General features: G+C 68.9%; 25 protein-coding genes. 15 read left to right on the top strand and 10 right to left on the bottom strand.

All coding sequences use genetic code 11. The features are described 5' to 3' along the window. Positions 1–93: 93 nt before the first annotated feature. Entirely contained in the window at positions 94–1,347 is a 1,254-nt protein-coding gene (locus tag GKO32_RS31040; protein WP_154760466.1) for a glycosyltransferase family 4 protein, read from the bottom strand. Between the two features lie 162 nt (positions 1,348–1,509). On the opposite strand from GKO32_RS31040, the gene GKO32_RS31035 reads away from it, so the two are divergent. Both GKO32_RS31035 and GKO32_RS31030 read left to right on the top strand, forming a co-directional pair. Further along, complete coding sequence (locus GKO32_RS31035; RefSeq protein WP_154760465.1) at positions 1,510–1,680, top strand: hypothetical protein; 171 nt, start codon at positions 1,510–1,512, stop codon at positions 1,678–1,680. Positions 1,681–1,703: 23 nt separating this feature from the next. Next, positions 1,704–1,853: a hypothetical protein gene (locus GKO32_RS31030; RefSeq protein ID WP_154760464.1), complete on the top strand. Its 150-nt coding sequence runs from the start codon at positions 1,704–1,706 to the stop codon at positions 1,851–1,853. Positions 1,854–1,906: 53 nt separating this feature from the next. Here GKO32_RS31030 and GKO32_RS31025 read toward each other — a convergent pair whose 3' ends face one another. The 4 genes from GKO32_RS31025 to GKO32_RS31010 are packed head-to-tail and all read right to left on the bottom strand — an operon-like array spanning position 1,907 to position 5,828. Next, complete coding sequence (locus GKO32_RS31025; RefSeq protein WP_154760463.1) at positions 1,907–3,361, bottom strand: glycoside hydrolase family 57 protein; 1,455 nt, start codon at positions 3,359–3,361, stop codon at positions 1,907–1,909. Next, entirely contained in the window at positions 3,358–4,128 is a 771-nt protein-coding gene (locus tag GKO32_RS31020) for a class I SAM-dependent methyltransferase (RefSeq protein ID WP_312868863.1), read from the bottom strand. Before GKO32_RS31020 ends, GKO32_RS31025 begins: the two co-directional genes overlap by 4 nt. A 25-nt stretch (positions 4,129–4,153) precedes the next feature. After that, positions 4,154–4,972, bottom strand: coding sequence for an ATP-binding protein (locus GKO32_RS31015; protein ID WP_312868862.1), 819 nt, complete (start codon positions 4,970–4,972; stop codon positions 4,154–4,156). Between the two features lie 13 nt (positions 4,973–4,985). Further along, a complete protein-coding gene (locus GKO32_RS31010; RefSeq protein WP_312868860.1) occupies positions 4,986–5,828 on the bottom strand; it encodes a DegV family protein in 843 nt (280 codons plus the stop codon). A gap of 216 nt (positions 5,829–6,044) precedes the next feature. Between GKO32_RS31010 and GKO32_RS31005 the strand changes: the two genes are divergently transcribed. The 6 genes from GKO32_RS31005 (at position 6,045) to mnmA (ending at position 11,940) form a co-directional block, all read left to right on the top strand. Next, complete coding sequence (locus tag GKO32_RS31005; protein WP_154760462.1) at positions 6,045–6,833, top strand: electron transfer flavoprotein subunit beta/FixA family protein; 789 nt, start codon at positions 6,045–6,047, stop codon at positions 6,831–6,833. 16 nt (positions 6,834–6,849) lie between these two features. Continuing rightward, positions 6,850–7,809 (top strand): electron transfer flavoprotein subunit alpha/FixB family protein, encoded by a 960-nt coding sequence (locus GKO32_RS31000; protein ID WP_154760461.1) that lies wholly within the window; start codon positions 6,850–6,852, stop codon positions 7,807–7,809. 114 nt (positions 7,810–7,923) lie between these two features. Next, positions 7,924–8,694, top strand: coding sequence for a GNAT family N-acetyltransferase (locus GKO32_RS30995; RefSeq protein WP_154760460.1), 771 nt, complete (start codon positions 7,924–7,926; stop codon positions 8,692–8,694). Then, the gene (locus GKO32_RS30990; protein WP_154760459.1) at positions 8,691–9,560 is read left to right on the top strand and encodes a lysophospholipid acyltransferase family protein; all 870 of its coding nucleotides are present in this window, start codon (positions 8,691–8,693) and stop codon (positions 9,558–9,560) included. Before GKO32_RS30995 ends, GKO32_RS30990 begins: the two co-directional genes overlap by 4 nt. Positions 9,561–9,634: 74 nt before the next feature. Beyond that, positions 9,635–10,822, top strand: coding sequence for a cysteine desulfurase family protein (locus tag GKO32_RS30985; RefSeq protein WP_154760458.1), 1,188 nt, complete (start codon positions 9,635–9,637; stop codon positions 10,820–10,822). Continuing rightward, positions 10,822–11,940, top strand: coding sequence for a tRNA 2-thiouridine(34) synthase MnmA (gene mnmA, locus GKO32_RS30980; RefSeq protein ID WP_154760457.1), 1,119 nt, complete (start codon positions 10,822–10,824; stop codon positions 11,938–11,940). The genes GKO32_RS30985 and mnmA overlap by 1 nt, the downstream gene beginning before the upstream one ends. Positions 11,941–11,959: 19 nt before the next feature. Here mnmA and GKO32_RS30975 read toward each other — a convergent pair whose 3' ends face one another. The 3 genes from GKO32_RS30975 to GKO32_RS30965 all read right to left on the bottom strand — a co-directional run bounded on the left by GKO32_RS30975 (position 11,960) and on the right by GKO32_RS30965 (position 14,164). Further along, entirely contained in the window at positions 11,960–12,406 is a 447-nt protein-coding gene (locus GKO32_RS30975; RefSeq protein ID WP_154760456.1) for a GNAT family N-acetyltransferase, read from the bottom strand. Positions 12,407–12,410: 4 nt separating this feature from the next. After that, a complete protein-coding gene (locus GKO32_RS30970; protein WP_312868859.1) occupies positions 12,411–13,451 on the bottom strand; it encodes an MBL fold metallo-hydrolase in 1,041 nt (346 codons plus the stop codon). Positions 13,452–13,537: 86 nt separating this feature from the next. Next, on the bottom strand, positions 13,538–14,164 hold the full coding sequence (locus tag GKO32_RS30965; RefSeq protein WP_154760455.1) for an LURP-one-related family protein: 627 nt from the start codon (positions 14,162–14,164) through the stop codon (positions 13,538–13,540). A gap of 135 nt (positions 14,165–14,299) precedes the next feature. Between GKO32_RS30965 and GKO32_RS30960 the strand changes: the two genes are divergently transcribed. Genes GKO32_RS30960 through GKO32_RS30945 form a run of 4 tightly spaced genes read left to right on the top strand, consistent with a single transcriptional unit; the run spans position 14,300 to position 18,745 of the window. Next, positions 14,300–15,325 carry a uroporphyrinogen decarboxylase/cobalamine-independent methonine synthase family protein gene (locus GKO32_RS30960; RefSeq protein WP_312868857.1) on the top strand — a complete coding sequence of 342 codons (1,026 nt, stop codon included), beginning with the start codon at positions 14,300–14,302 and terminating at the stop codon, positions 15,323–15,325. A gap of 2 nt (positions 15,326–15,327) precedes the next feature. After that, entirely contained in the window at positions 15,328–15,999 is a 672-nt protein-coding gene (locus GKO32_RS30955) for a hypothetical protein (RefSeq protein WP_154760453.1), read from the top strand. 36 nt (positions 16,000–16,035) lie between these two features. Further along, positions 16,036–18,153 carry an NAD-dependent DNA ligase LigA gene (ligA, locus tag GKO32_RS30950; RefSeq protein WP_312868856.1) on the top strand — a complete coding sequence of 706 codons (2,118 nt, stop codon included), beginning with the start codon at positions 16,036–16,038 and terminating at the stop codon, positions 18,151–18,153. Further along, complete coding sequence (locus GKO32_RS30945) at positions 18,146–18,745, top strand: dihydrofolate reductase family protein (RefSeq protein ID WP_312868854.1); 600 nt, start codon at positions 18,146–18,148, stop codon at positions 18,743–18,745. Before ligA ends, GKO32_RS30945 begins: the two co-directional genes overlap by 8 nt. Positions 18,746–18,834: 89 nt before the next feature. Here GKO32_RS30945 and GKO32_RS30940 read toward each other — a convergent pair whose 3' ends face one another. Beyond that, entirely contained in the window at positions 18,835–19,401 is a 567-nt protein-coding gene (locus GKO32_RS30940; RefSeq protein WP_154760451.1) for a TetR/AcrR family transcriptional regulator, read from the bottom strand. A gap of 174 nt (positions 19,402–19,575) precedes the next feature. Here GKO32_RS30940 and GKO32_RS30935 point away from each other — a divergent pair, with 174 nt between their 5' ends. From GKO32_RS30935 to GKO32_RS30925, 3 genes are read left to right on the top strand one after another with little or no spacing between them, the layout of a single operon-like run. Next, positions 19,576–20,028 (top strand): (2Fe-2S)-binding protein, encoded by a 453-nt coding sequence (locus GKO32_RS30935; protein WP_154760450.1) that lies wholly within the window; start codon positions 19,576–19,578, stop codon positions 20,026–20,028. Further along, positions 20,015–20,974, top strand: coding sequence for an FAD binding domain-containing protein (locus tag GKO32_RS30930; protein WP_154760449.1), 960 nt, complete (start codon positions 20,015–20,017; stop codon positions 20,972–20,974). The genes GKO32_RS30935 and GKO32_RS30930 overlap by 14 nt, the downstream gene beginning before the upstream one ends. Then, entirely contained in the window at positions 20,974–23,154 is a 2,181-nt protein-coding gene (locus tag GKO32_RS30925) for a xanthine dehydrogenase family protein molybdopterin-binding subunit (RefSeq protein ID WP_154760448.1), read from the top strand. Before GKO32_RS30930 ends, GKO32_RS30925 begins: the two co-directional genes overlap by 1 nt. Before the next feature lie 79 nt (positions 23,155–23,233). Here GKO32_RS30925 and GKO32_RS30920 read toward each other — a convergent pair whose 3' ends face one another. Then, positions 23,234–23,662: a nitroreductase family deazaflavin-dependent oxidoreductase gene (locus tag GKO32_RS30920; RefSeq protein ID WP_154760447.1), complete on the bottom strand. Its 429-nt coding sequence runs from the start codon at positions 23,660–23,662 to the stop codon at positions 23,234–23,236. Positions 23,663–23,723 lie beyond the last annotated feature (61 nt).

Raw genomic sequence — 23,723 nt, 5'->3', positions numbered from 1 at the left:
TTCGTGTTGGTCCGGGGGTGGGAGTGGGCGGTGGGTCCCTCGGCGGCTTTTTGTTGCACGGCGGCGGTTTTGTGCGTGGGGTGGCTGGCCCCCTTACGGCGTGAAGGCGTTCCCCGTGGGGATCTTGGGGCGGCCCAAGATCCCCCGCTCACTGACCCGGGCACGGCGGTACACGTCAGCTGTCGCGGTGGCGATGTGGGTCCAGTCGAAGTCTTCCGCCAGGCGGGCGCGGGCTGTGCGGGCTCGGCGGCGGGCCGACTTCCGGTCCCGCAGTACCGAATCCACCGCCGCGCGGATGGCGGCGCTGTCACCAGGTTCGAAGGCCAGGCCGGTGATGCCGTCGATGATCACCTCACCGAGCCCACCCGCCGTGGAGGCGACCAGCGGGGCTTCGGCAGCCGCGGCTTCCAGCGCGACAATTCCGAAAGGTTCATACCTACTCGGCAAAACTACCGCATCCGCAGCACCCAAAGCGGTCCGCAGTTCCCGGTCCGGTAGGTGGCCGGCGAAGTGAACGGCCCGCCGCACGCGCAGTTTTCGTGCCTGGGCAACCAATTCTTCCTGGTGCCGACCCCGGCCGGCGACCACGAGCCGCGTGCCGGGGTGGTCACGCCGGATCGACGGTAACGCCGCCAGCAGATCCTGCACCCCTTTTTCCCATTCCAGCCGCCCGAAATATAACAGCAACGGTTCCCCGTTCGGTGCGAAAGCCGAGCGGGCGCGTGCGATCTCGTCCGCCGGCACCCGCCAGCCCCGGCCCTCGATACCGTTGTGGATCACCGTGATCTCGTCGGCCGGGACCTCGAACAAGCCGGACACCTCGGCACGCATCGCCTGGGAGCAGGTGATCAGCTCGTCCGCGCGGTTGGCGAGCCACCATTCCGCGGAGTGCACCTGCTGGTTCAGCGGATGTGACAACCATCCCGAATGCCGCCCGGCTTCCGTCGCGTGAATCGTCGCGACCAGTGGCCGTGCGGACGTTTCGGCCAGCGCGATCGCGGGATGGGCGACGAGCCAGTCGTGTGCATGCACCACATCCGGTTGCCACGTGCGCAACAGCTCCAAGCCGCGCCGCACCATGGCGTGGCCCATCGCGAGGGTCCACGCGATCAGGTCCTGCTCGAAGGTGACGTGCATCGGATCCTCGGCGACCCGGATCACCCGCACCCCGTCGACCATGCGATCCGTCGTCGGATGGGTCTGCGCGTCCGTGCCCGCGACATGCCGGCACAGCACCACGACTTCGTGCCCGTCCCGCGCCAGGTGTCGCGCCAGGGCGTGCACATGACGCGCCAGCCCGCCCACGACAACCGGCGGGTACTCCCAGGACAGCATCAGCACGCGCATGGAACGAGGTTACTCACTGGTCAACTTAGGCTTTACGACCGTTACTTCCCGAAGTGCGAGCCGTCCGTGCCCGTTTCGCCCGAAAGGCATGGTGGTGCTGGTGGCCGGTGCAATCCTCGGGTCCTCCGGCCGAGCCCGGCCGGCAACGAGAAAGGACTCTCAATGGGTTCGACTTCGAAGAAGACCAAGAGGAGCGCCAGGGCCGCCATTGTGCTCGCTGCCGCAGCGGCGCTGGGGCTCCTGGCGGTGACCGTGGCGGACGCGGCCGCGCCCAGCACCACGACGGGGGTCGCAGCCTCGGCTACGGATCCCGCCAACTTCATCAACTTCTGACACCCACCGGAAAGGATTCGAAAGTGCGTTCCAAGACCAGGAAGGGTGCCCGTGCGGCCATCGTGCTCGCGGCTGCGGCCGCGCTGGGGCTGCTGGCGGTGACCGTCGCGGCCGCGCCCAGCACCACGACGGGGGCCACCGTCTCCGCCGAGAAGAACTTCAACCCCTTCTGACCGTTCCGCAATCTCGGGAGCTGCGGACCTCTGTCACGGTCCGCAGCTCCGCACTACAGCAGCCGCGCGTCCAGGTGGCCGAACACCCGGTCCTCCCACGGAATCGGGGTCTCGCCACGGACGAGGGCGTCGAACCGGTCGGTGTGCACGCGTGCCCTGCGCCGGGCGTAGTCGGCGGCCGAATCCTTCGTGACCATGAACGCCCAGTCGCTCGAGAGCGCGAGCATCGCCTCGTTGACCGCCAGGTCCAGCACCGGATCGCGGAACGTGCCGGGCCGGATCGCGAGCAGGCGGCGCTGCACCGCGGCGTTGTCCGCCACCATGTCCGCGACCTGCTCACCGTCCCACACCCGCCAGTCCTTGCCCGAACCCCAGGAAGACGCGGGCAGGTCCACCGGTGCGCCCACGTGACCGGCCTCCAGCGCACCCCGCAGCGTGGTGACCCGCACCCCGGCTTCCGGGAGCGCGCGCAGGATCCCTTCCAGCCACGCCGGTCCTTCGTGCCACCAGTGTCCGAAAAGCTCGGTGTCGTAGGCCGCGACGACCAATGCTTCTCGCCCGTTCCGCGCACGCAGGCGGCGCAGCCTGGTCACCACCGTGTCCACGAAGTCCTTGACGTGCAAGCGAAGCGTGTCCGCGGCCAGCGCCGGATCGTAGGGGGCCTTGTCCTGCGGGGCGACGTGATGACCGGTGACCCGCGACGGCTTCACGCCGACTTCGTGCGCCCAGGTATGGAAATCGCGGTAGTTCGGATGCCCGGGGTAACCCGCCTTCGGTGACCAGACCCGGTACGTGACTTCGAGATCCCGTCCGAAACAGACCACAGTGGACGAACCGACCGGACGCGCCACCGAAGTATCACCGCGCAGTGCGGGACCGTCCACAAGGAACCGTTCTACCCCGGCTGAGGCGTAACCGTGCTCCATCCCGGGCGCGTACCCACACTCCGGCGCCCAAATGCCCGCCGGGCGATGGCCGATCCGCAGCGCGGTGTCCTCGAGACCGGAACGCAGCGCGAACGCGCGGATCCGTTCGTCCAGCAGCGGCTGGAACGGATGCGTCAGTGGGCCGCCCAGCAGCTCGATCGTACCACCGTCCACAAGGGACCGTAGTACTGGTGAAAATCCGTGCCGCCACTGGGTTTCGAGCGCTTCGCTTGCCTTGAGTGCGGCTCGGTGCTCGGCCGCGGCCAGCTCCCGGAGCAAGGGATCGTCACGCCACAGCGTGCCGGCCTGTAGTGCCCGCAGCTGCCAGTGACCGAGCCACTCATGGAATGTCCGCAGGCTGTACGGGTCGTCGAGTTGTGCCGCGAGCACTGGGGTGACACCGAGCGTCAGCACCTCCCGGCGACCCTCGTCGGCGAGCCGGCGCAACAACTCGACCACGGGCAGGTACGAATGCGCCCACGCCTGGTAGAGCCATTCCTCGCCGACCGGCCACGACCCGTGATGCGGCAACCACGGCAGATGACTGTGCAGGACAAGGCAAAACGTGCCTTCGCTGCTCATGTCCGGACCGCCACCGCGACCAGATCGAGCGACCGGTCCAGCTCGTCGCCGGTGATCTCGAAGTCCTCCGCGCGAATCGTGCTGATGTCCGCGAGCAGCTCCGCCGGCCATTCGGCCTGCCCAGGCAACTGCCCCATGACGACGTCGAGCTGCGCGTCGATGATCGAGCCGCCGTACTTCTCGTCGAGCGCCCGTACGCCGGGGCCGTGCCGCAAACCGTGCAACAGCTCGACTTCGAACCCGGCTTCACGGAGCAACGAGTCCAATTCGGACGGTGCTAGCTCACGGGTGTGGTAGGGGTTGAGCGGAGTATCGCTGTCGGGCGTGAAGGTCAGCCGGTTCGGCGTGGTCACGATGAGCCGGCCTCCCGGTCGCAGCACCCGCCGGCACTCGGCGAGAAAACCGGCCTGGTCCCACAGATGCTCGATCACCTGGAAGTTCGCTACGACGTCCACAGTGGACGATCCCAGCGGCAGGAACGCGAGGTTTCCTTGAACGACTGACAGTTCCGGGTAGCGCCGCGCGACATGCCTGACGGTCGGCTCGTCGTAGTCGAGTGCCAGTACGTGCGCCGCCCGCCGCGCGATGAGCGCCGCGCCGTACCCCTCACCGCAGCCGGCCTCCAGCACGATCGCCCCCGCGCACTGCGGAAGCAGGGCAAGGTAAGCGGCCTCGTGCCGGCGGAACCAGTACGTCTCCTCCGGTATCCCGGGCACGGTCCGTTCCCCGGTCAGATGCAGCGCTTCGGTGCGTCCGGACGTCGTCACCCGCCCGACCCTACTGGCTGAATGCTCAGGGCCACTTGCGCAGGACGACGCACCACGAGGTCTCGTCGATGTGGAACTCGGGCACCGGGCTGCCCGCGCGAGCCATCGCCGTGCGAATACGCCAGATCCCGCGCCCGAAGCGGTTCACGTACCCGAGCGCCTTCATCGCGCGGGCAAGGCCCGGGTTGCGGTAGTCGCTGACGCGGTCGAAGTTGTCCGCCCGCACCTGGCCGTACGGCCCGCCCGGGTTGGTCACCTCGATCCGATCGTCGAACCAGGCGATGCGTACCGGCGCATTCGACCGCTCGTAATCACGATGCATCAACGCGTTCATGCACGTCTCCCGGAGCGCTTCGAGCGGGTAATCCGGCAGCGTCTCCTCCCGGAACAGCCCCTCGCCCTCGGTGAGTTTCGTGCGCAGGTTCGCGCTCAGCAACGCGCCCAGCCGGGTCGCGGTGCCCACGAGGTTCCCGCGCAACTCGTGCTGGTCGCCGACGGGCGCACCCAGATCCAGCCCCTGGTACCGGACGAACTGCACGTAGGCGCCCGGCACATGCGCGCTGGGGTCCTTGCCGATCGTGAGCACACCGAGGTTCGTGGGCGCGGCGGCCGGCGTGACCAGGCGCAGCCACGCCAGATCCGTCTCGACGGGGCGACGGTTGTCCTCGAGTGACTCGGGAGCGACGAACGACGGGAGGTAGGTCGTGTGGAACAGCCGCAGGTCGAGGTCGTCGATGTCGGCGGTCGGGGCCGGTCTGGCGTCGAATGGCGCGGCCGCGAACCGCCGGATCTCGGCCACCAGCCGCTGCTCGTCACCGGCCGGCTCGTGCGTGGTGATCGTCACCCGGGGCCCCCGGTCAGACGGGGGAGACCGTGACGCTCATGGCGCCGGGCCCCACATGTGAGCCGACCACGACGCTGGACTCGACGATCGACAGGTCGCGCAGGTTGCGTACCCGCCGCCGCAGCGTCCGGACGACGGACAGTTCACGTTCGGTCGGCCGGAAACACGACACCGCCACCTCACTCGGGTACGAGTTCGCCCGCTGCGCGGCGATGTCGATCAGCTTGTTCATCGCCCGCTTCGCCCCCGGTACCCGCGAAAGCGGCGCGACCTCGCCGCGCTGAACGGTGAGCAGTGGCTTGATCGACAGCGCCGTCCCGAGCAACGCCTGCGCCGCACCGATCCGGCCGCCGCGGCGCAGATATTCGAGAGTGTCCACATAGATCAGTTCTGACGTGCTGGTGAACCGCCGTTCCGCCGCCTCGATCACGCGGTTGACGTGTGCTCCCGCGGCGGCGGCGCGCGCGGCCGAGAGCACCCCGAACCCCAGGCTCATCCCGACCGTGCCGCTGTCGACGGTGTACACCGGGATCCGGATCTGTTCCGCGGCCTGGCGGGCGGCCTCCACGGTCGCCGACATCCGCCCGGAGATGTGCACGCTGACGATCGCCGTCGCGCCCTCGCTGACCGCGTCCTGGTAGGTCCAGAAGAACGCGCCCGGGTCGGGTGGCGCGGTCGCCACGAGCCGGTTCGCGCGCAGCGACTCCACGAGCTCGTCGCGGTCGAATCTCGCTTCGTCGTCGATCCGCTCGTCCACCTGGAGCTGCAGCTGGATGACCTTGATGCCCCACTGCCTGACGAGCTGGCCGGAAAGTGACGCGGTCGAGTCGGTCACTACTGCTACGTGAGGAGACACGGTGTGTGAGATTAACCCGAAAGGTCTACGCCGTGTAGCCCGTGCGCCACTGGCGTCCACTTGGAGTAGTGCTATGTCGTGAAAAAATTACTGGGACGATGGTCCCGGTAAATTGGGATTCCAGGTGAATGCGGTCACCTCAGCGCGCCACAGCCCGAAAAGCTCCCTACGCTACCGGCTGGTAGGGCTGGACAACGGACAGGTCGAAGGGGACCCATGACGAAGATTGTTGTTCTGGTCAAGCAGGTGCCGGACACCTATTCGGAGCGAAAGCTCTCCGAAGCGGACCACACGCTTGACCGCGCATCCGCAGACGACGCGGTACTCGACGAGATCAACGAGAAGGCCGTCGAAGAGGCCCTCAAGATCAAGGAAGCCGGCGAGGGCGAGGTCACCGTCATCTCCGTCGGACCGGACCGCGCCACCGACGCCATCCGCAAGGCACTGTCGATGGGTGCCGACAAGGCCATCCACGTCTCCGACGAGACGCTGCACGGTTCCGATGTGATCGCCACCGCCAAGGTGCTCGCCGCCGCGATCGGCAAGGTCGAGGACTACGACCTGATCATCACCGGCAACGAGGCTTCCGACGGCAGCGCGGGCGCGGTGCCCGCCATCCTGGCCGAGCTGCTGGGGCTGCCCCAGCTGACCTACGTGCGCGAGCTGACCGTCGACGGCACCAGCGTCAAGGCCGATCGCGAGACCGAGGACGGGCTCACTCACCTCGAAGCGAGCCTGCCGGCCCTGGTGAGCGTGAGCGAGAAGATCAACGAGCCGCGTTACCCGTCGTTCAAGGGCATCATGGCCGCGAAGAAGAAGCCGGTCGACACGCTCACGATTGCCGATCTGGGCATCGACGCGGGCGAGGTCGGGCTGGCCAACGCGTGGTCGCAGGTCACCGAGGCAGCGCCCAAGCCGCCGCGCACCGCCGGTCAGCGTGTCGACGACGAAGGTGACGGCGGTTCGAAGATCGCCGAGTACCTGGTCGGCCAGAAGCTCATCTGAGAGAGGAGACCGACAAATGGCTGAGGTTCTGGTTCTCGTCGACCACGTCGGTGGCGAGCTCAAGAAGCTGACGTTCGAGCTGCTGACCGCCGCCCGCGAGCTGGGCGAGCCGTCGGCCGTCGTGGTGGGCGCGCCGGGTACGGCGAGCAAGTTCAAAGACCAGCTGGCGAACTACGGCGCCGCGAAGGTCTACATCGCGGAGTCCGACGACGCCGAGAGCTACCTGGTGACGCCGAAGGTGGACGTGCTGGCCCAGCTGGCGGGGCAGGTCTCACCTGCCGCCGTGCTGGCCGCGGCCACCGCCGAGGGCAAGGAGGTCACCGGCAGGCTGGCGGTGCGCCTCGGCGGCGCGCTGCTGTACGACGTGGTCGCGGTGAACTCCGACGGCACCGTCGAGCAGTCGATCTTCGGTGGCGCCTACACCGTGAAGTCCAAGGCCGCGCACGGAATTCCGCTGGTCTCGGTGCGCCCCGGCGCCGTCGAGGCTTCGGAAGCGCCGGCCGCAGCGGCCGAGGAGAGCGTCGAGGTGCCCGCGGTGGACGCTGCGAAGGCCGCCAAGATCACCGGTGTCGAGCCGGTCGTCGGTGGTGACCGGCCCGAGCTCACCGAGGCTTCGATCGTGGTCTCCGGTGGCCGCGGTGTCGGTTCGGCGGAGAAGTTCGAGGTCGTCGAGAAGCTCGCCGACTCGCTCGGCGCGGCCGTGGGCGCTTCGCGTGCCGCGGTGGACTCCGGCTACTACCCGGCACAGTTCCAGGTGGGCCAGACCGGTAAGACGGTCTCGCCGCAGCTGTACGTCGCGCTCGGCATCTCCGGCGCGATCCAGCACCGGGCCGGGATGCAGACGTCGAAGACCATCGTCGCGGTCAACAAGGACCCCGAGGCGCCGATCTTCGAGATCGCCGATTTCGGTGTCGTCGGCGACCTGTTCAACGTCGCCCCGCAGCTGACCGAAGAGGTCGCCAAGCGCAAAGGCTGACAGGTGAGCGAATGGCCCTCCGGTATCCGCGGGAGGGCCATTCTTCACACAAAGTGCACGAAGTGGTCATCCCACCGAGGGCTCGGTGGTTCCGGGCCGCAGTACACCTGAGGCATGACGCGGTCACAGCTACTCGTCAGCACCGAAGCGCAGCTGGACGGGGCACCTCGCTACTCGCTGCTCGTCGCCTCCAACTCCGAGGAAGTTGTTGCGGCGCAACGACTTCGCCACGCGGTCTTCGCCGAGGAGATGGGTGCCGAACTGCACTCGGCACAGCCAGGGCTCGACGTGGACAGATTCGACGAGTTCTGCGATCACCTGATCGTTCGCGAGGACAACTCCGGTGAGATCGTCGGCACCTACCGGATGCTCCCGCCAGATCGTGCGGTCGCGGCGGGCGGGTTGTATTCCGACACCGAATTCGATCTGACGAAACTTTCGGCGCTGCGGCCGTCATTGGTCGAGGCCGGCCGCTCCTGCGTGCATCCCGAGCACCGCACCGGTGCCGTGGTGGGCCTGGTGTGGGCCGGCATCGGCCGGTACATGCTGCTGGCCGGACATCGTTATCTCGCCGGGTGCGCCTCGGTCGAGCTCGCGGACGGCGGCAGCTTCGCCGCCGGGGTGTGGGATGTCATCCAGACCAAGCACTACGCGCCCGAAGTGCAGCGGGTGACGCCGTGGGAGCCTTGGGAGAACACGGAAATCCCCCGGCCGTCGCGCTCGCTGCTGCCGCCGCTACTCAAGGGCTACGCGCGCCTGGGGGCGAAGGTGTGCGGCCCGCCCGCGCACGACCCGGACTTCGGCGTCGCGGACTTCTTCACCTTGCTGGATCTGCACAATGTGGACGAGCGCTACCTCAAGTACTTCCTCGGGACCGGCGGATGAGCCACGCGTGGATGCCCCAGGCGCCGTGTGGTGACGGGTGCCTGACCCGCGGCGCCCCGACGGTTTCCTTGCCACGGCGCATCATGCGGATCGGTTCGGCGGTCTTGGTGGTGGCGGCGGCGCTCGCCTCGACGCCGCTGCTCGCGTTCGCGCGCGCCCGGGAACCGTTGGCGCGCCTCATTTGCCGTTCCGTGCTGCGCGCGTTCGGGGTGCGGTTGCTCGTGCACGGGGGTGACGAATTCCGCCGTGCCGAGCCCGGCCGTGGCGCGCTCGTGGTGAACAACCACATCTCGTGGCTCGACGTGCTCGCGGTCAACGCGATCCGCCCGATGCGGGCGCTGGCGAAGAAGGAGATCGCGAGCTGGCCCGTGCTGGGCGCGATCGTCGCGCGTGGCGGCAGCATTTTCCTTGACCGGGAACGGCTTTCCACGTTGCCGGGCACGATGGCCGAGCTGGCGGGCGCGCTGCGCGGCGGGTCGCTGGTGAGCGTGACGCCCGAGGGCACGACCTGGTGCGGAACGGCCTCCGGCCGGTTCACCCCGGCAGCGTTCCAGGCCGCGATCGACGGCGGGGTGCCGGTGCGGCCGCTCGCGCTGCGCTACCGCCTCACCGATGGCCGCGAGACGACGCAGCCCGCGTTCATCGGACCGGAGTCGCTCATCGATTCGCTCCGCCGGGTGGCCCGCTTGCGAGGGCTGGTGCTGGAAGTGTTCGTGTGCGAGGAAATCGCGCCCGGCCGCGCCGCGGGTCGTCGGGAGCTCGCGGAACTGGCCGAGTCGGCCGTCCGTTCCGCCCTCGGCACGGTCCACCCGCAACGCCGGCCCCGCCGCACGAAGCCGGTTCACGCCGTGCCGGTGGTTCTGTAAGCCGCCTGCGTGCTCTCCGTCACTCGACGGTGGCCCACCCGCGAGTGAATTGGACCGTCTACGCTGGTGGTGTCATGACATATCTCGACCATGCGGCAACCACCCCGATGCTGCCCGAAGCCATTGCGGCGATGAGCGAGGCGCTGTCCACCGTGGGCAACGCCTCCGCGCTGCATTCCTCGGGGCGGCGCGCGCGGCGCATGGTCGAGGAGGCGCGCGAGACGATCGCCGAGGCGATGGGCGCCCGGCCGTCCGAGGTGATCTTCACCGGCGGTGGCACGGAAAGCGACAACCTCGCGGTCAAGGGCATTTTCTGGGCCCGGCACCATGCCGAGCCCGCGCGCAGGCGGATCATTTCCAGCGCCGTCGAGCACCATGCCGTGCTGGACACGGTGCAGTGGCTGGTCGACGAGGCCGGTGCGGAGGTCACCTGGCTGGACGTGGACGAGCAGGGCCGGGTCCAGCCGGAGACGCTGCGCAAGGCCATCGAGCAGGACCCGTCGGACGTCGCGCTGGTCACCGTGATGTGGGCGAACAACGAGGTCGGCGCGATCAACCCGCTGCCGGAGCTCGCCGAGATCTGCGCCGCGCACGAGATCCCGCTGCATACCGACGCCGTGCAGGCGGTCGGCGGCGTGCCGGTCGATTTCGCCGCCAGCGGCGTGAGCGCGCTCACCTTCACCGGCCACAAAATCGGCGGGCCGTATGGCGTCGCGGCGCTGTTGCTGGCGCGGGACACCGAATGCATGCCGCTGCTGCACGGCGGCGGGCAGGAGCGCGACGTGCGGTCCGGCACGCTCGACGTGCCCGCGATCCACGCGTTCGCGACGGCCGTCCGCATCGCGGTGGCGCGCCGGCCCGAGCAGGCGGCGCAGCTCGCGGAACTGCGTGACGAGTTGATCGACGCGATCCGCCGCGAAGTCGGAGACGCGGTGCTCAACGGGCCGCCGCCGGGCGAGGAGCGGCTGCCGGGCAACGCGCACTTCACGTTCTCCGGCTGCGCGGGCGACAGCCTGCTGATGTTGTTGGACGCCAAGGGAATCGAGTGCTCGACGGGCTCGGCCTGCACAGCGGGTGTCGCGGAGCCCAGTCACGTGCTGCTCGCCATGGGCGCGGACGCGAAGGATGCGCGCTGCTCGCTCCGGTTCTCCCTCGGGCACACCTCGACCCGGGCGGATGTGGACGCGGTGGCGCGGGAGATCGGCGCGGTCGTCGCGCGGGCACGCCAGGCGGGACTGACCGGAATGCGGAAGGGGGCGTGATGCGGGTTCTGGCCGCGATGAGCGGGGGAGTGGACTCGGCGGTGGCTGCCGCGCGTGCGGTGGCGGCGGGGCATGACGTGGTGGGTGTCCACCTCGCGCTGTCCGCGCGGTCGAGTCGGGGGACACCCCCGGGCCCCCGGGCGAGCACCCTCCGCACCAGCGCACGTGGATGCTGCACGATCGAGGACTCGCACGACGCGCGCCGGGCCGCGGACATTCTCGGGATCCCGTTCTATGTCTGGGATTTCGCCGAGCGGTTCACCGAAGAGGTCATCGAAAGCTTCGTCGGAGAGTACGCCGCGGGCCGGACCCCGAACCCATGCGTCACGTGCAACGAGAAGATCAAGTTCGAAGCGCTGCTGGACAAGGCGATGGCGCTGGGCTTCGACGCGGTGGCCACCGGCCACTATGCTCGTCTGTCGCTTGTGGACGGTGTGCCGGAGCTGCGGCGCAGCGCGGACGAGGGCAAGGACCAGTCCTATGTGCTCGCTTCGCTGACCCCGGAACAGTTGCGGCACTCGATGTTCCCGCTCGGCGACTCGCACAAGTCACAGGTGCGCGCCGAGGCCGAGGAACGTGGGCTCGCCGTCGCGCACAAGCCCGACAGTCACGACATCTGCTTCATCCCCGACGGTGACACGAAGAAGTTCCTGGAACGCAAGCTCGGCGAGCGCCCCGGCGACCTGGTGGACGCCGAGACCGGCGCGGTGCTCGGGCGGCACACGGGCGTGCACGGCTTCACCATCGGCCAGCGCAAGGGTCTCGGGCTCGACCACCCGGCTGCGGACGGCAAGCCGCGGTACGTGCTGTCACTGGAACCGGTGTCGGGCACCGTCAAGGTCGGCTCGGCCGAACAGCTCGCCGTACGGGAGATCGAAGCCGAGCGGCCGATCTGGCCCGGCGAGCGTCCGCTGGACGGGCCGACCGAATGCGTCATCCAGGTGCGCGCACACGGCGGGACCGCGGACGCGGTCGCGGAGGCCGTCGACGGCGAGGTCCGGATCCAGCTGCGGGAACCGTTGCGCGGGGTCGCGCCCGGCCAGGTCGTGGTGCTCTACCGGCCGGATGCGCGCGGTGATCTGGTGCTGGGCAGCGCGAAAATCTCGCGCACAGCTTGAGTTTTCACGGCTTGAGTTTTCACAGCTTGAGCTTGAAGCCGGCGTGGCTTCGGGCGAAACCGAGGCGCTCGTAGAACCGGTGCGCGTCGACGCGGGAAGAGTGTGAAGTCAGCTGCACGATCGAGCAGCCTCGTTGCCGCGCCTGCTCGATCGCCCAGTTCATCAGCTGCGTGCCCAGCCCGGCGCCGCGCCGGTCCACGCGGACCTGGACGGCTTGGACGAGTAGCTGGCTCGCGCCCCGCTGGGAAAGGCCGGTGAGGAAGCTCAGTTGCATGGTGCCGACGATCTCGCCCGCTTCCTCCGCGACAGCAAGGAACTGGTTGGGGTCCCCGTCCACGTTCTTGAACGCGCGCTGGTAGGGCTCAAGATCGGCGGGGGACTCCCGCTTACGGCCGAGGTGGTCGTCGGCGAGCAGCGTGACGATCGCCTCGACGTCCGCCGCCGTGGCCCGTCGGATCCGGATCATGCGCCTATGCCACCGCGTAGTGCCGGACACCGTCCACTTCGGACATTGTCAGCTTTCCCTGGTAGGCCAGCAGATCCAGGTGCGCCTTGGTTTCGGTGACCGCGAGCATCTGGTTGAACGTGTCCAGCTCGTCGAGCTTGCGCTTTCGCCGCGTCCAGCCCAGCTTCCCGGCGGCCTCGTACGCCGTCGACGCCCCATCGGCCACCGTCTCGGCCGTGCGTGCCAAGCGATCCTCGTGGTGGGCCAGCAGTTCGTCGATGCGGACGTGCACGCTGGGGGACACCACACCGTGCGCCGGCAGCATCCGCCGGTCGGGCATCCCGCGTACCAGGCGCAGCGAGTCCAGGAAATCCCGGAGCGGCAACGGGACCAGCTCGGCCTGGAACCCGATCGACGGCGTGATGTGGGGCAGCACATGGTCGCCGGTGAACATCAGGCCCGCGGCGCCGTCGTCGAACACCACGTGCCCTTCGGTGTGCCCCGGCGTGTGCACCACGTCGAGCGCGCGGCTGCCGAGCACGGTGCGGCGGCCGGGGGTGAGCCACTCGTCCGGCTTTTCCCAGAGCTCGACCTCGGTGTTGCGCATCCCGCCGAACAGCTCGTGCAACGTCCTGACGATCGGTTCGGCGCCGGCCTCGGTCAGCAGCTGCAGCTGTGAGTTCATCGGCCCGGACGCCGGGTTCGCGATGATCTCCAGCGTCGTCCGTTCCCGCTCGCCCAGTGCGATCCGGTTGCCGAACTCCCGCCGCAGCGCGACGGCCTGTGTGTAGTGATCGCGATGGACGTGGGTGACCAGGAACTGGCTGATGTCGCCGAGTTCCGCGCCGATCCCTTTGAGTGCCGCCTGCAACCCGTCACGTGCCTCGTCGAGCGCCCAGCCGGAGTCGATCATGACCAGTTCGGTGCCGTCGGTGATCGCGTAGACGTTCACGGCGCGCAGCCCGTCGTTGGGCAGTGGCAACGGAATCCGGTAGACGCCGGGCGCCACCTCGTAGATTCCCGGCTCTGTCCACGGCCGTGCCGCATCCTCGGCAAGTGGTTCCACGCGAACTCAACGTCCTCTCCATCCCGGATCATTCACTGTGAATCGCCCAGGGACGGGTTGTCCACCGCACGCGGTTGAGACACCGGTCACGTGTCGCGCGCGTCCTGCTTGAGTGCGGTGTCGACGGTCAGCGCCGCGGCGACGACCATGCTGGCCAGCGGATCCGACAGCTGCGTGTGGACCTCGACCACATAGTTGTCCGCGGTCGTGAACGTCTCCTTGAGCACCCCGGCGAAAGTCTTCGTGACGCGGGCGACCTCGGTGCCCGCGGCGTCGGTGATCGAGAAGTTCCACGCGCGCCAGTTCTCCGCCCGCAGCTGGCCGAGCGGCCGCCCGCCCGCGGTGAACGCGAACCGGATCCGGCCGAACACGTTCTCCTGGCTGATCTCACCGATCGGGCTGCCGTCGGCGCGGGTCACCAGAAACCGCGACCGGACCATTTTGGCCGGTCTCGTCACTTTCACCACGACACTTCCGCCGGAATCGCGCACTTCGAAAACATGGTTGAGAAACCGGTCGAAATTCGTGAACAGCCGGAGCGCTTTCCGCGCCAGGCTTTGCCCGGTCTCGACCACCGCACCGAGCCGCTGTCCGTCCCGGTCGAACACCCCGAATTCGGTGACCGTTTCGACCAGCTTGGCCTTCTGGTTCACGACCAGGATCGGCTCGGTGAACAGCGTGCCACCGCCGGCCCGCCGTGAATCGCTCGTCATGCGCTCGAAGAGTAGCCACGGAAATCGTGATCCGGGAGCGCCGAGGCGAATTGCGGAGGAATGTCGGAATTGTTTACGCCGGGGACGGCGAGGGGGCGTGCGACCGGGTGTCAGGGCACCGGCCACAATGAACCGGTGAGCGAACGAGCCTGGCCCGCCGGTGCCGCGACCGGTATCGGTTCCATGCCGGGGACCGACGTGGCCGAAGCCGCCGCGATCATCTTCGGCGAACTGCCCGAATTCCCGCACCTGCCCGAGTTGCCCGCGCGCGGGGTCGGCGCGGACCTGCTGGGCCGGTCCGCCGCGTTCCTGGTTGACCTCGCCATCGAGGAGGTGCCCAGCGGCTACCGCGTCGCGGCCCATCCCGGCCGTGACCACCGCCGCGCGGTGGACCTGCTGCGGTGGGATCTCGACGCGGTGGACGCGGCGGCCACCGGGGCGAAGGTGCTCAAGACCCAGCTCGCCGGGCCGTGGACGCTGGCCGCGGGCATCGAGCTGCCCCGCGGACATCGCGTGCTCACCGACCGCGGCGCCGTCCGCGAGTTCACCGAGTCGATGCTCGAAGGACTCGCCACGCACGTCGCCGAACTCAAGGCCCGTACCGGCGCGGAGGTCGTCGTGCAGTTCGACGAACCGTCCTTGCCCGATGTCCTCGCCGGTTCGCTGTCGACGCCTTCCGGCTACGGCACGGTGTCCGCCGTGGCGGAACCCGAAGCGCGCGACCTGCTCGCGACGGTGATCGAACGGGCAGGGAAGATCACCGGCCGGCCGGTTGTCGTGCACTGCTGTGCGCCGCGGCCGCCGGTCGCACTGCTGCGTTCGGCCGGCGCCGGTGCCCTCGCACTCGACGCGACGCAGCTCGACGGCTCGCCCGCGAAACTCCTCGACGATCTCGGCGAAGCCTGGGACAGCGGAGTGGAGCTGTTCCTCGGTCTCGTCCCGCCGCTTGCGCCCGCGAAACCCTTGACACTGCGCGAAATCGCGGCGCCCGCGCTGCGGCTGACCGATCGGCTCGGCTTCAACCGGTCGATCCTCGCCGAGCGCGCCGTGCCGACCCCGGTCTGTGGTCTCGCCGGTGCGTCGGCAACCTGGCTGCGCCGCGCGCTGTCGTTGACGCGCGATCTGGGCAAGGCGTTCGTGGAGCCACCGGAAGGCTGGTAGGCATGCGGTGGTTCCGGCGGTTCCGGCGCAAGGGCGTGCCCGATCCGCGCACGCCGTGGCCGGTGCAGGAGGTGCCGGCGGACCCGGGCGCGGCGGCGGGGGAGTTCTGGCGCCGCTGGTTCGAGCTGCTGCCCGAGATCAACGCGGCACTCGGTGACCGCGAGCCCCAGCGCGTCGAGCACGAGCTGGCCACGGCCGTCGCCGCACTGCACCCGGAGCTGCACTTTTCGCTCGAACGCGGCCGCCGTGCGATCTACGCGCTCGTCGTGACCGGACAGGAGGACCCGGCGCTGCGGCCGTACACCGACGCGTGGCGCGCGGCGGCGCCGGCGGAGGACGCGATCTGGGAGTTCCACGACTCGGTACCTCCGGTGCCGGATCCATCCGGGGTCACGGTCAACCTCGGCGAACACCGGATCGCCCTCGGCGACTTCCGGGTCGGCGCGCGGGTGACCGGCGAGCTCGTGGACATCGAGGTGTACCACCCGAAGCTCGCCGAGCTGGACGAAGCGGCGCGCACGGCGCTCACGTTCCTCCCCCTCGACGCCACGCTCGGCGAACGGCTGGCGGGCGAGCGGTTACGGAGAGTGGAAGCCGTCGAGGTCGAGCCGGCCGATTCGCTGTCGCTGGTGCAGCTGCGTGACCTGGTCCGGGGCCTCGCCGAGCCGAAGTGAGAAAACTGTCGGGGGTACTGACTAGTCTTACCGGCTGTGAGTGAAGTGCCAGCACCGGAAGTCCAGGACGTGCCCGCCGACGTGCGGGAGCGGTACGGCGAGCTCGCGGAGGAGGTCCGCGGCCACCAGTTCCGCTACTACGTGCTGGACTCGCCGACGATCTCCGACGGCCAGTTCGACGAGCTGCTGCACCGGCTCGAGGCGATGGAGGCGGAGTACCCGTCGCTGGTCACGCCCGAGTCCCCGACGCAGCGGGTGGGCGGCACGTTCTCCACCGAGTTCGCCGCGTACGACCATCTCGAGCGCATGCTCAGCCTGGACAACGTGTTCGACACCGAGGAGCTGCTCGCGTGGTTCGAGCGCATCGAGCGTGAGGTCGGCGGCTCGACGCAGTACCTGGCGGAGCTGAAGATCGACGGGCTGGCCATCAACCTGCTGTACGAGCAGGGCAAGCTCACCCGCGCGCTCACCCGTGGGGACGGGCGCACGGGTGAGGACGTCACGCTGAACGTCCGCACGCTCGACCAGGTCCCGGAGCGGCTCACCGGCACGAGCGAGTTCCCCGTACCCGAGGTCGTCGAGGTGCGCGGTGAGGTGTTCTTCCGCGTCGAGGATTTCCTCGACCTGAACGCGAAACTCGTCGAGGCCGGCAAGCCCCCGTTCGCCAACCCGCGCAACACCGCGGCGGGATCGTTGCGGCAGAAGGATCCCCGGGTCACCCGCAGCCGCCGCCTCCGGCTCATCTGTCACGGCCTCGGCCGGCGCGCGGGCTTCGAGCCGGGGCGCCAGTCGGAGGCCTACGAGGCGTTGAAGGCATGGGGGCTGCCGGTTTCCACGCACACCAAGGTGTTCGACAAGGCCGGCGAGGTGGTCCGCCACATCGAGTACTGGGGGGAGCACCGGCACGACGCCGAGCACGAGATCGACGGCATCGTGCTCAAGGTCGACCAGGTTTCGTTGCAGCGCAGGCTCGGCACCACGTCGCGCGCTCCCCGCTGGGCGATCGCGTTCAAGTACCCGCCGGAAGAGGCGATCACGAAGCTGCTCGACATCAAGGTGAACGTGGGACGCACCGGGCGCGTCACGCCGTACGCGGTGATGGAGCCGGTGAAGGTCGCCGGGTCGACGGTCGCGATGGCCACCCTGCACAACGCCGAAGAGGTCGAGCGGAAGGGGGTGTGGATCGGGGACCGCGTGGTCATCCGCAAGGCCGGTGATGTGATCCCCGAGGTGCTCGGCCCGGTCATCGACGCGCGCCCCGCCGACGCGCACCCGTTCGTGATGCCGACCAGGTGCCCGGAGTGTGACACGCGGCTGGCGCACCAGAAGGAGGGCGACGTCGACATCCGTTGCCCCAACTCGCGGTTCTGCCCCGCGCAGCTTCGGGAACGGCTGTTCCACCTCGCCGGGCGCGGCGCGTTCGACATCGAGGTGCTCGGTTACGAGGCGGCTGTCGCGTTGCTGCAGTCCGGTGTGGTGGCCGACGAGGGCGACATCTTCGATCTCGATGCCGGGAAGCTGACCGAGGTGGAGTTGTTCCGCACCAAGGCGGGGGAGCTGTCGGCCAACGCCCGCAAGCTGCTGTCCAATCTGGACACGGCGAAGGATCGTCCACTGTGGAAGGTCTTGGTGGGCCTGTCGATCCGGCATGTGGGTCCGACCGCGGCGCAGGCGCTGGCGCGGGAATTCGGTTCGGTGGAGGCGATCGAGGCCGCGAGCGAGGAGGAACTGGCCGATGTGGACGGTGTCGGCCCGACCATCGCGGCCGCGGTGAAGGAATGGTTCGCGGTCGACTGGCATCGCGAGGTCGTGGACAAGTGGCGCCGGGCCGGGGTGCGGATGCGCGAGGAGCGGGACGCGTCGATCCCGCGGAATTTGGAGGGCCTGTCGATCGTCGTGACGGGTTCACTGTCGACGTACTCGCGGGACGAGGCCAAGGAAGCCATCATGTCGCGAGGTGGCAAGGCGGCGGGCTCGGTGTCGAAGAAGACGGCTTTCGTGGTGGTCGGCGATTCACCGGGCTCGAAGTACGACAAGGCCGTGCAGTTGAAGGTCCCGGTGCTCGACGAGACCGGGTTCGGCATCCTGCTGGAGCGGGGTCCCGACGCGGCGGCGGAGGTCGCGCTGCCGGCTGAGGAGGTGGCCGGTGAGTGAGGTTGTCTGTGACATCACCATTTCGCTGGACGGGTATGCCGCCGGGCCGGAGCAGAGCCGCGAGGATCCCCTCGGGAAAGGCGGCGAGGGGCTGCACACGTGGATGTTCGAGACGCCCGAGGAGAACCGGGCGGAGCTCGACGGGATCCTCAGCGCCGGGGCGTACATCATGGGCCGCAACATGTTCGGCCCCATCCGTGGCGAGTGGGATGTCGACTGGACGGGCTGGTGGGGTGATGAACCGCCTTACCACGGGCCGGTCTTCGTGCTGACGCACTATCCACGCGAGCCGCTGACCATGGCGGGAGGCACCACGTTCACGTTCGTCACCGACGGCATCGAGTCCGCGCTGGACCAGGCGCGGGACGCCGCAGGCGAGGCGAACGTCGCCATCGCGGGCGGTCCGTCCACAGTGGACCAGTACCTGTCGGCGGGCCTGCTCGACGAGCTACGCTTGCACGTCACCCCGATCCTCCTTGGTGGCGGTGAGCGCCTGTTCGCCCGGGTACCGGCCCTTCGCCTCCGCCCGACGTCCGCACGCTCGGCGTCACTGGTGACCCACGCGGTATACCGGATCCCCAGGGCTTCCTAGGGTCCGTTTGCTGCTGCTGGGAGCGAGCGGGGTGCCGCGACCGCGCCATCACCGAGCCCCGGCGCCACGCCGTATCACCATCGCGCCGGCTACTCCGCTTTCATGCCGCGCCACAGCAGGTCGGCGAGGTCTGCGCTTTGGGCGCGCCAGTCGTCGTTCGGGTCGAGGTAGAACAGGCCGCCGAGGCCGCGCATGACTGTCGCCGGGGCAACGCCGGCCCGGACGGTGCCGGCTTCGACGTTCGCCTCCAGCAGGGTGGCGACCGCGCCGACCATGGCGTCGTAGGCGCTGCTGGGCAACTCCCGGTTGGCCGTCGCGACGCCGAAGGCCTTCGCCAGGCCACGCTTGGTCATCATGGCGCGCGCCAGATGCTCGGTCACCCACACCCGGAACGCCGCCGCCGGGGTGTGCGTCGTGAGGAGGCTCTGCGCGACGTCGACGAGCTGGCGCACCTCGCGCTTGTAGACCGCGAGGATGAGCGCTTCCGCCGTGGGGAAATGCCGGTACACCGTGCCGACCCCCACCTTGGCCTTCTTCGCGATGGCATTGAACGACACCTCACCCGACGTGGTCAGCTCCTCCGCGGCCACGATGAGGATGCGCTCGTGGTTGCGCCGGGTGTCCGCGCGCCGCGGACTCACCGATCCCGTCGTCATCGTTCCTCCGCTCGTCCGCTTGGCGCCCCGCTGGAGTAACTTCACGGGTGCGAAGCGGATTGTAATCCGCTAGCATTGTTCCGAGCGGATGAATATCCGCGCGACGGTCGGCGGATCTCCCCGCCGGGACAGCTCAAGCCGCCGAACTCGCGCTACAGACGATCGTTGGGGAATATGGACATCTCGCTTGAAGTCAACGGCAGGGCGGCACAACTCAGTGTCGATCCCGGCGTGACGCTGCTGGACGCGCTGCGCGAACGGCTCGACATCACCGGCCCGAAGAAGGGCTGTGACCGCGGTCAGTGCGGCGCCTGCACCGTACACGTCGGCGGCAGGCCCGTGCTTTCGTGCCTCACCCTGGCCGCCACCGTGCGGCAGGAGGTGACAACGGTGGAAGGACTGTCCACAGAGGACGGTCTGGCTCCGGTGCAGCGGGCGTTCGTCGAGGCCGACGCCCAGCAGTGCGGGTTCTGCACGCCAGGTCAGCTCATGTCCGCGGTCGCCGCGATCCGTGACGACGTCGACGACGTCCGGGAGTTCATGTCCGGCAACATCTGCCGCTGCTCGGCCTATCCGAACATCGTCGCGGCGATCGAGCAGGTGAGGCAGGCCGATGCGTCCCTTTGAACTCACGGCACCGGCGACGGTCGAAGCCGCGCTGTCGGCGCCCGGCACCTTCCTCGCCGGCGGGACCACGCTCGTGGACCTGATGAAGCTCAACGTCCTGACACCGCACCACGTCGTGGACATCAACGACCTGCCGTTGCGGGGCATCGACACTCGCGACGGCCTGCGGATCGGCGCGCTGGAGCGGATGAGCGACGTCGCCGGGCATCCCGGGGTGTACCCGGTGATCTCCCGCGCCTTGCGGCTGAGCGCATCCCAGCAGTTGCGGAACATGGCCAGCATCGGCGGGAACCTGTTGCAGCGCACCAGGTGCACGTATTTCCGGGACGTTGCCATGCCGTGCAACAAGCGGCAACCGGGCAGTGGCTGCTCCGCGATCGCGGGAGCCAACAGGATGCACGCCGTGCTGGGCACGAGCGAAAACTGCGTCGCGACACACCCCAGCGACCTGGCCGTCGCGCTGATCGCACTCGACGCTGAGCTCCGGCTGGCCGGCGCGGACGGCAGTCGTACCGTCAGGCTGGCCGATTTCTACCGGCTGCCCGGTGATACGCCCGAGGTGGAGAATGTGCTGCGGCCCGGTGAACTGATCACCGAGATCGTGGTGCCACAGCTGGACTGGGCCGAGCGTTCCACCTATGTCAAGGTGCGGGACAGGCAGTCCTACGAGTTCGCGCTCTGCTCCGCCGCCGTCGCACTGGACATCCAGGACGCGCAGGTCGTCGACGCGCGGGTCGCCGTCGGTGGGGTGGCGACCGTGCCGTGGCGGCTGCCCGCTGTCGAGGCGGCCCTGCGTGGCGCGCCCGCGACACCGGAGTCCTTCGAAGCCGCGGCTTCCGTGGCGGCCGAAGGTGCCAAACCGTTGTCCCACAACGGTTTCAAGCTGTCACTGCTGCCGCGGACCATTGTCCGCGCACTGCTCGAACTGACCGAGGGGAGCCGCTGATGCCGAGCCGCCTGGACGCCCCGCAGAAAGTCACCGGCAGGGCCAAGTACGGGTTGGACCACAATTTTGCCGGCATGGTCTACGGATATGTCGTGGTCAGCACCATCGCGCATGGCGAGATCGCGGCCATGAACATCACGGCGGCGGCGAGCGCGCCCGGTGTTATCAGCGTCTATACGCCCTTCGAGCCGCTGGAGCTGCGCGCGCCGGCTTCGATGCTCGGCCTCGCCGTCTGGGTTCCCTTGCAGGACAAGGAGGTCGCCTACTACGGCCAGCCGATCGGTTTCGTCGTGGCGGAGACCTTCGAGCAGGCCAGGGACGCCGCCATGCTGATCGAGGTCACGTATCACGAACGGCCGGCGCTGACCTCTCTGGACGACGGGCTCGCCACGGCCGAGGAGGCGGCGCCGGTCGTCTCGGAAGACCCACCGTCGTTGGAGATTCTCGCACCCGGCGTCGAGTCGATTGAGGACGCACTGGCGGAGAGCCCGGTGGTCGTGGACGCGACCTACCGCACCGCCACCCAGAATCATGCCGCGCTGGAGCCACATTCCGCCGTCGCGGTGTGGGAGTCCGGGACCATGACTGTCTACAGTGGAAACCAGGGCTCACACCTGCAGGCGATGGAGCTGGCCGGCGCGCTGGGCATCGAGCCGTCGGCGGTCCACGCGGTCAATCCGTTCGTGGGCGGCGGATTCGGCGGCAAGGGGGGTACGTCGGTGCCGGCGTTCCTGGCGGCCGCGGCGTCCCGCGCGCTCGGCCGCCCGGTCAAGGCCGCGCTCACCCGGGAGCAGGTGTTCACCGCCACCGCAGGCCGGGCCGCGACGGTGCAGAGAATCTCCCTCGGCGCGGACACCGACGGCAGGCTGATCGCGGTGCGCCACGACTCGTGGTGCAGCACCGCGGCGGACCGTTCGTTCGTCGAGCCGACCTCACACGGGACCTCGCGCGAGTGGTACGCCACGCCGAACCTGGCCATCAGCCAGAAAATCGTGCCGCTGAACGTGCCGCCGACGACGTTCATGCGGGCGCCGGGCGAGGCACCGGGGTCCTTCGCGCTGGAGAGCGCGCTCGACGAACTGGCGATCGCGCTGAACATGGACCCGATCGAGCTGCGTATCCGGAACAACTCGACGGCGCCTCCCGGCAAGGACCTGCAGTGGTCGAGCAAGCATCTCGACGAGTGCTTCCGCATCGGCGCGACGCGGTTCGGCTGGGCGAACCGGGCACCGCACGGTCGGATTGACGGTGACTGGCAGGTCGGGCTCGGCACCGCCACGGCGGTATTCCCGGCATTGCGGTTCCCGGCGACCGTCGAGGTGACACTGCAGGCTGACGACGCGGCCGTGGTTTCGACCGCCGGGGCGGACCCGGGGACCGGCCTGCTGACCGTGATGGCCTTGGTGGGTGCCGAATCGCTCGACATCTCCGCGGACAAGGTCACCCCGCGGCTGGGTGACTCGGCTCTCCCGCCGGGTGGCCTGTCCGGCGGTTCGACCGCGACGGCGAGCGTCGGCACGGCCATCATGATCGCCGCGTCGACGGTGATCGACGACCTGCGCGCACTCGCGTCGGCTCCGGGCGCGCCGTTCGAGGGGCTCGACGTCTCCTACGCGAACGGTCAGGTGCTGGCCGACGGCCAGTCGATGACGTTCGGCGAGCTGCTCCGGGCGGTAGGCCGGACGTCACTTTCCGCGACCGGATCGTCCGCGCCCGGCGAGGAACTGACCAAGCACTCGTTTTCCTCGTTCGGTGCGCAGTTCTGCGAGGTCCGCGTGCACCGGTGGACCCGGGAGATCCGGGTGTCGCGCCTGCTCGGCGTGTTCGACGCCGGCCGGATCATCAACGAGACGACCGCGCGCAGCCAGCTCAGCGGCGGCATGATCTGGGGCGTGTCGGCCGCTCTGCACGAGGGGATAGAGATCGAGGCGAACGGCCGCTTCGCCAACGGTGATCTGGCGGGTTACCTGGTCCCGGTGAACGCGGACATCCCCGATATCGATGTCCATTTCGTCGAGTACCCGGACACCCTGCACAACGCCGTCGGCGCGAAGGGACTGGGCGAAATCGGCGTGGTCGGCATGGCGGCGGCCATCGCCAACGCCGTCCACAACGCCACCGGCATCCGGGTGCGCCACATCCCCATCGTCATCGAGGACCTGCTCGCAGACGGCAGCTGACCCGGCTGTCCAGGCGTCACTGTGGCCGGGGGCCGGTAGGCCCCCGGCCATTTCAGGGCTCACCGGGGAAGCCGACTCGTCATTTCGATTCGAGTACGAGGATCGGGAACCGCCGGTCGGTCTTCGCCTGATATTCGGCGTACGACGGGAAAGCCTTGACGGCGCGCTCCCACCACGCGGCCCGCTCGGCACCGCCGACCTCCCGTGCGACGCAGAGCTTGGTCTCGGTTCCGTCCAAAAGCGAAACCTCCGGATCAGCCTTGATACTGAAGTACCAAGTCGGATGCTCGGAGGCACCCCTCTTGGACGCGACGACCGCGTAACTGCCGTTGTCCTCCACCCGCATCACCGGCTTGTAATAGAGTCGGCCGGTTTTCGCGCCGCGTAACGTCAGCAACACGACCGGCGAGCCGAGGACTTCCACGCCTTCGGTGCTGCCCGTCTCCCGCATCCGGGCGGTGTGTTCTCGCACCCGGTGCCAAGGGATGTACACAGTTTCGGTGGCCATGCTTGCCTCCCCGTTGCTTGCCCGATGTTTCCCGGGAACTGTCGATCCCATGTGGACGTTG

Source organism: Amycolatopsis pithecellobii (genome assembly GCF_009707865.1).
In the GTDB taxonomy this organism is placed as follows: Bacteria; Actinomycetota; Actinomycetes; order Mycobacteriales; family Pseudonocardiaceae; genus Amycolatopsis_E; species Amycolatopsis_E pithecellobii.
The sequence above is the reverse complement of the archived record's forward strand: the minus strand, read 5'-3'. Positions and strand labels throughout refer to the sequence as shown.

Coding starts and splice junctions, on each gene's coding strand:
- GKO32_RS31040 (WP_154760466.1), bottom strand. CDS start 1,347: ATGCGCGTGCTGATGCTGTCCTGGGAGTACCCGCCGGTTGTCGTGGGC.
- GKO32_RS31035 (WP_154760465.1), top strand. CDS start 1,510: ATGGGTTCGACTTCGAAGAAGACCAAGAGGAGCGCCAGGGCCGCCATT.
- GKO32_RS31025 (WP_154760463.1), bottom strand. CDS start 3,361: ATGAGCAGCGAAGGCACGTTTTGCCTTGTCCTGCACAGTCATCTGCCG.
- GKO32_RS31005 (WP_154760462.1), top strand. CDS start 6,045: ATGACGAAGATTGTTGTTCTGGTCAAGCAGGTGCCGGACACCTATTCG.
- GKO32_RS31000 (WP_154760461.1), top strand. CDS start 6,850: ATGGCTGAGGTTCTGGTTCTCGTCGACCACGTCGGTGGCGAGCTCAAG.
- GKO32_RS30995 (WP_154760460.1), top strand. CDS start 7,924: ATGACGCGGTCACAGCTACTCGTCAGCACCGAAGCGCAGCTGGACGGG.
- GKO32_RS30990 (WP_154760459.1), top strand. CDS start 8,691: ATGAGCCACGCGTGGATGCCCCAGGCGCCGTGTGGTGACGGGTGCCTG.
- GKO32_RS30985 (WP_154760458.1), top strand. CDS start 9,635: ATGACATATCTCGACCATGCGGCAACCACCCCGATGCTGCCCGAAGCC.
- mnmA (WP_154760457.1), top strand. CDS start 10,822: ATGCGGGTTCTGGCCGCGATGAGCGGGGGAGTGGACTCGGCGGTGGCT.
- GKO32_RS30975 (WP_154760456.1), bottom strand. CDS start 12,406: ATGATCCGGATCCGACGGGCCACGGCGGCGGACGTCGAGGCGATCGTC.
- GKO32_RS30965 (WP_154760455.1), bottom strand. CDS start 14,164: ATGACGAGCGATTCACGGCGGGCCGGCGGTGGCACGCTGTTCACCGAG.
- GKO32_RS30955 (WP_154760453.1), top strand. CDS start 15,328: ATGCGGTGGTTCCGGCGGTTCCGGCGCAAGGGCGTGCCCGATCCGCGC.
- GKO32_RS30940 (WP_154760451.1), bottom strand. CDS start 19,401: ATGACGACGGGATCGGTGAGTCCGCGGCGCGCGGACACCCGGCGCAAC.
- GKO32_RS30935 (WP_154760450.1), top strand. CDS start 19,576: ATGGACATCTCGCTTGAAGTCAACGGCAGGGCGGCACAACTCAGTGTC.
- GKO32_RS30930 (WP_154760449.1), top strand. CDS start 20,015: ATGCGTCCCTTTGAACTCACGGCACCGGCGACGGTCGAAGCCGCGCTG.
- GKO32_RS30925 (WP_154760448.1), top strand. CDS start 20,974: ATGCCGAGCCGCCTGGACGCCCCGCAGAAAGTCACCGGCAGGGCCAAG.
- GKO32_RS30920 (WP_154760447.1), bottom strand. CDS start 23,662: ATGGCCACCGAAACTGTGTACATCCCTTGGCACCGGGTGCGAGAACAC.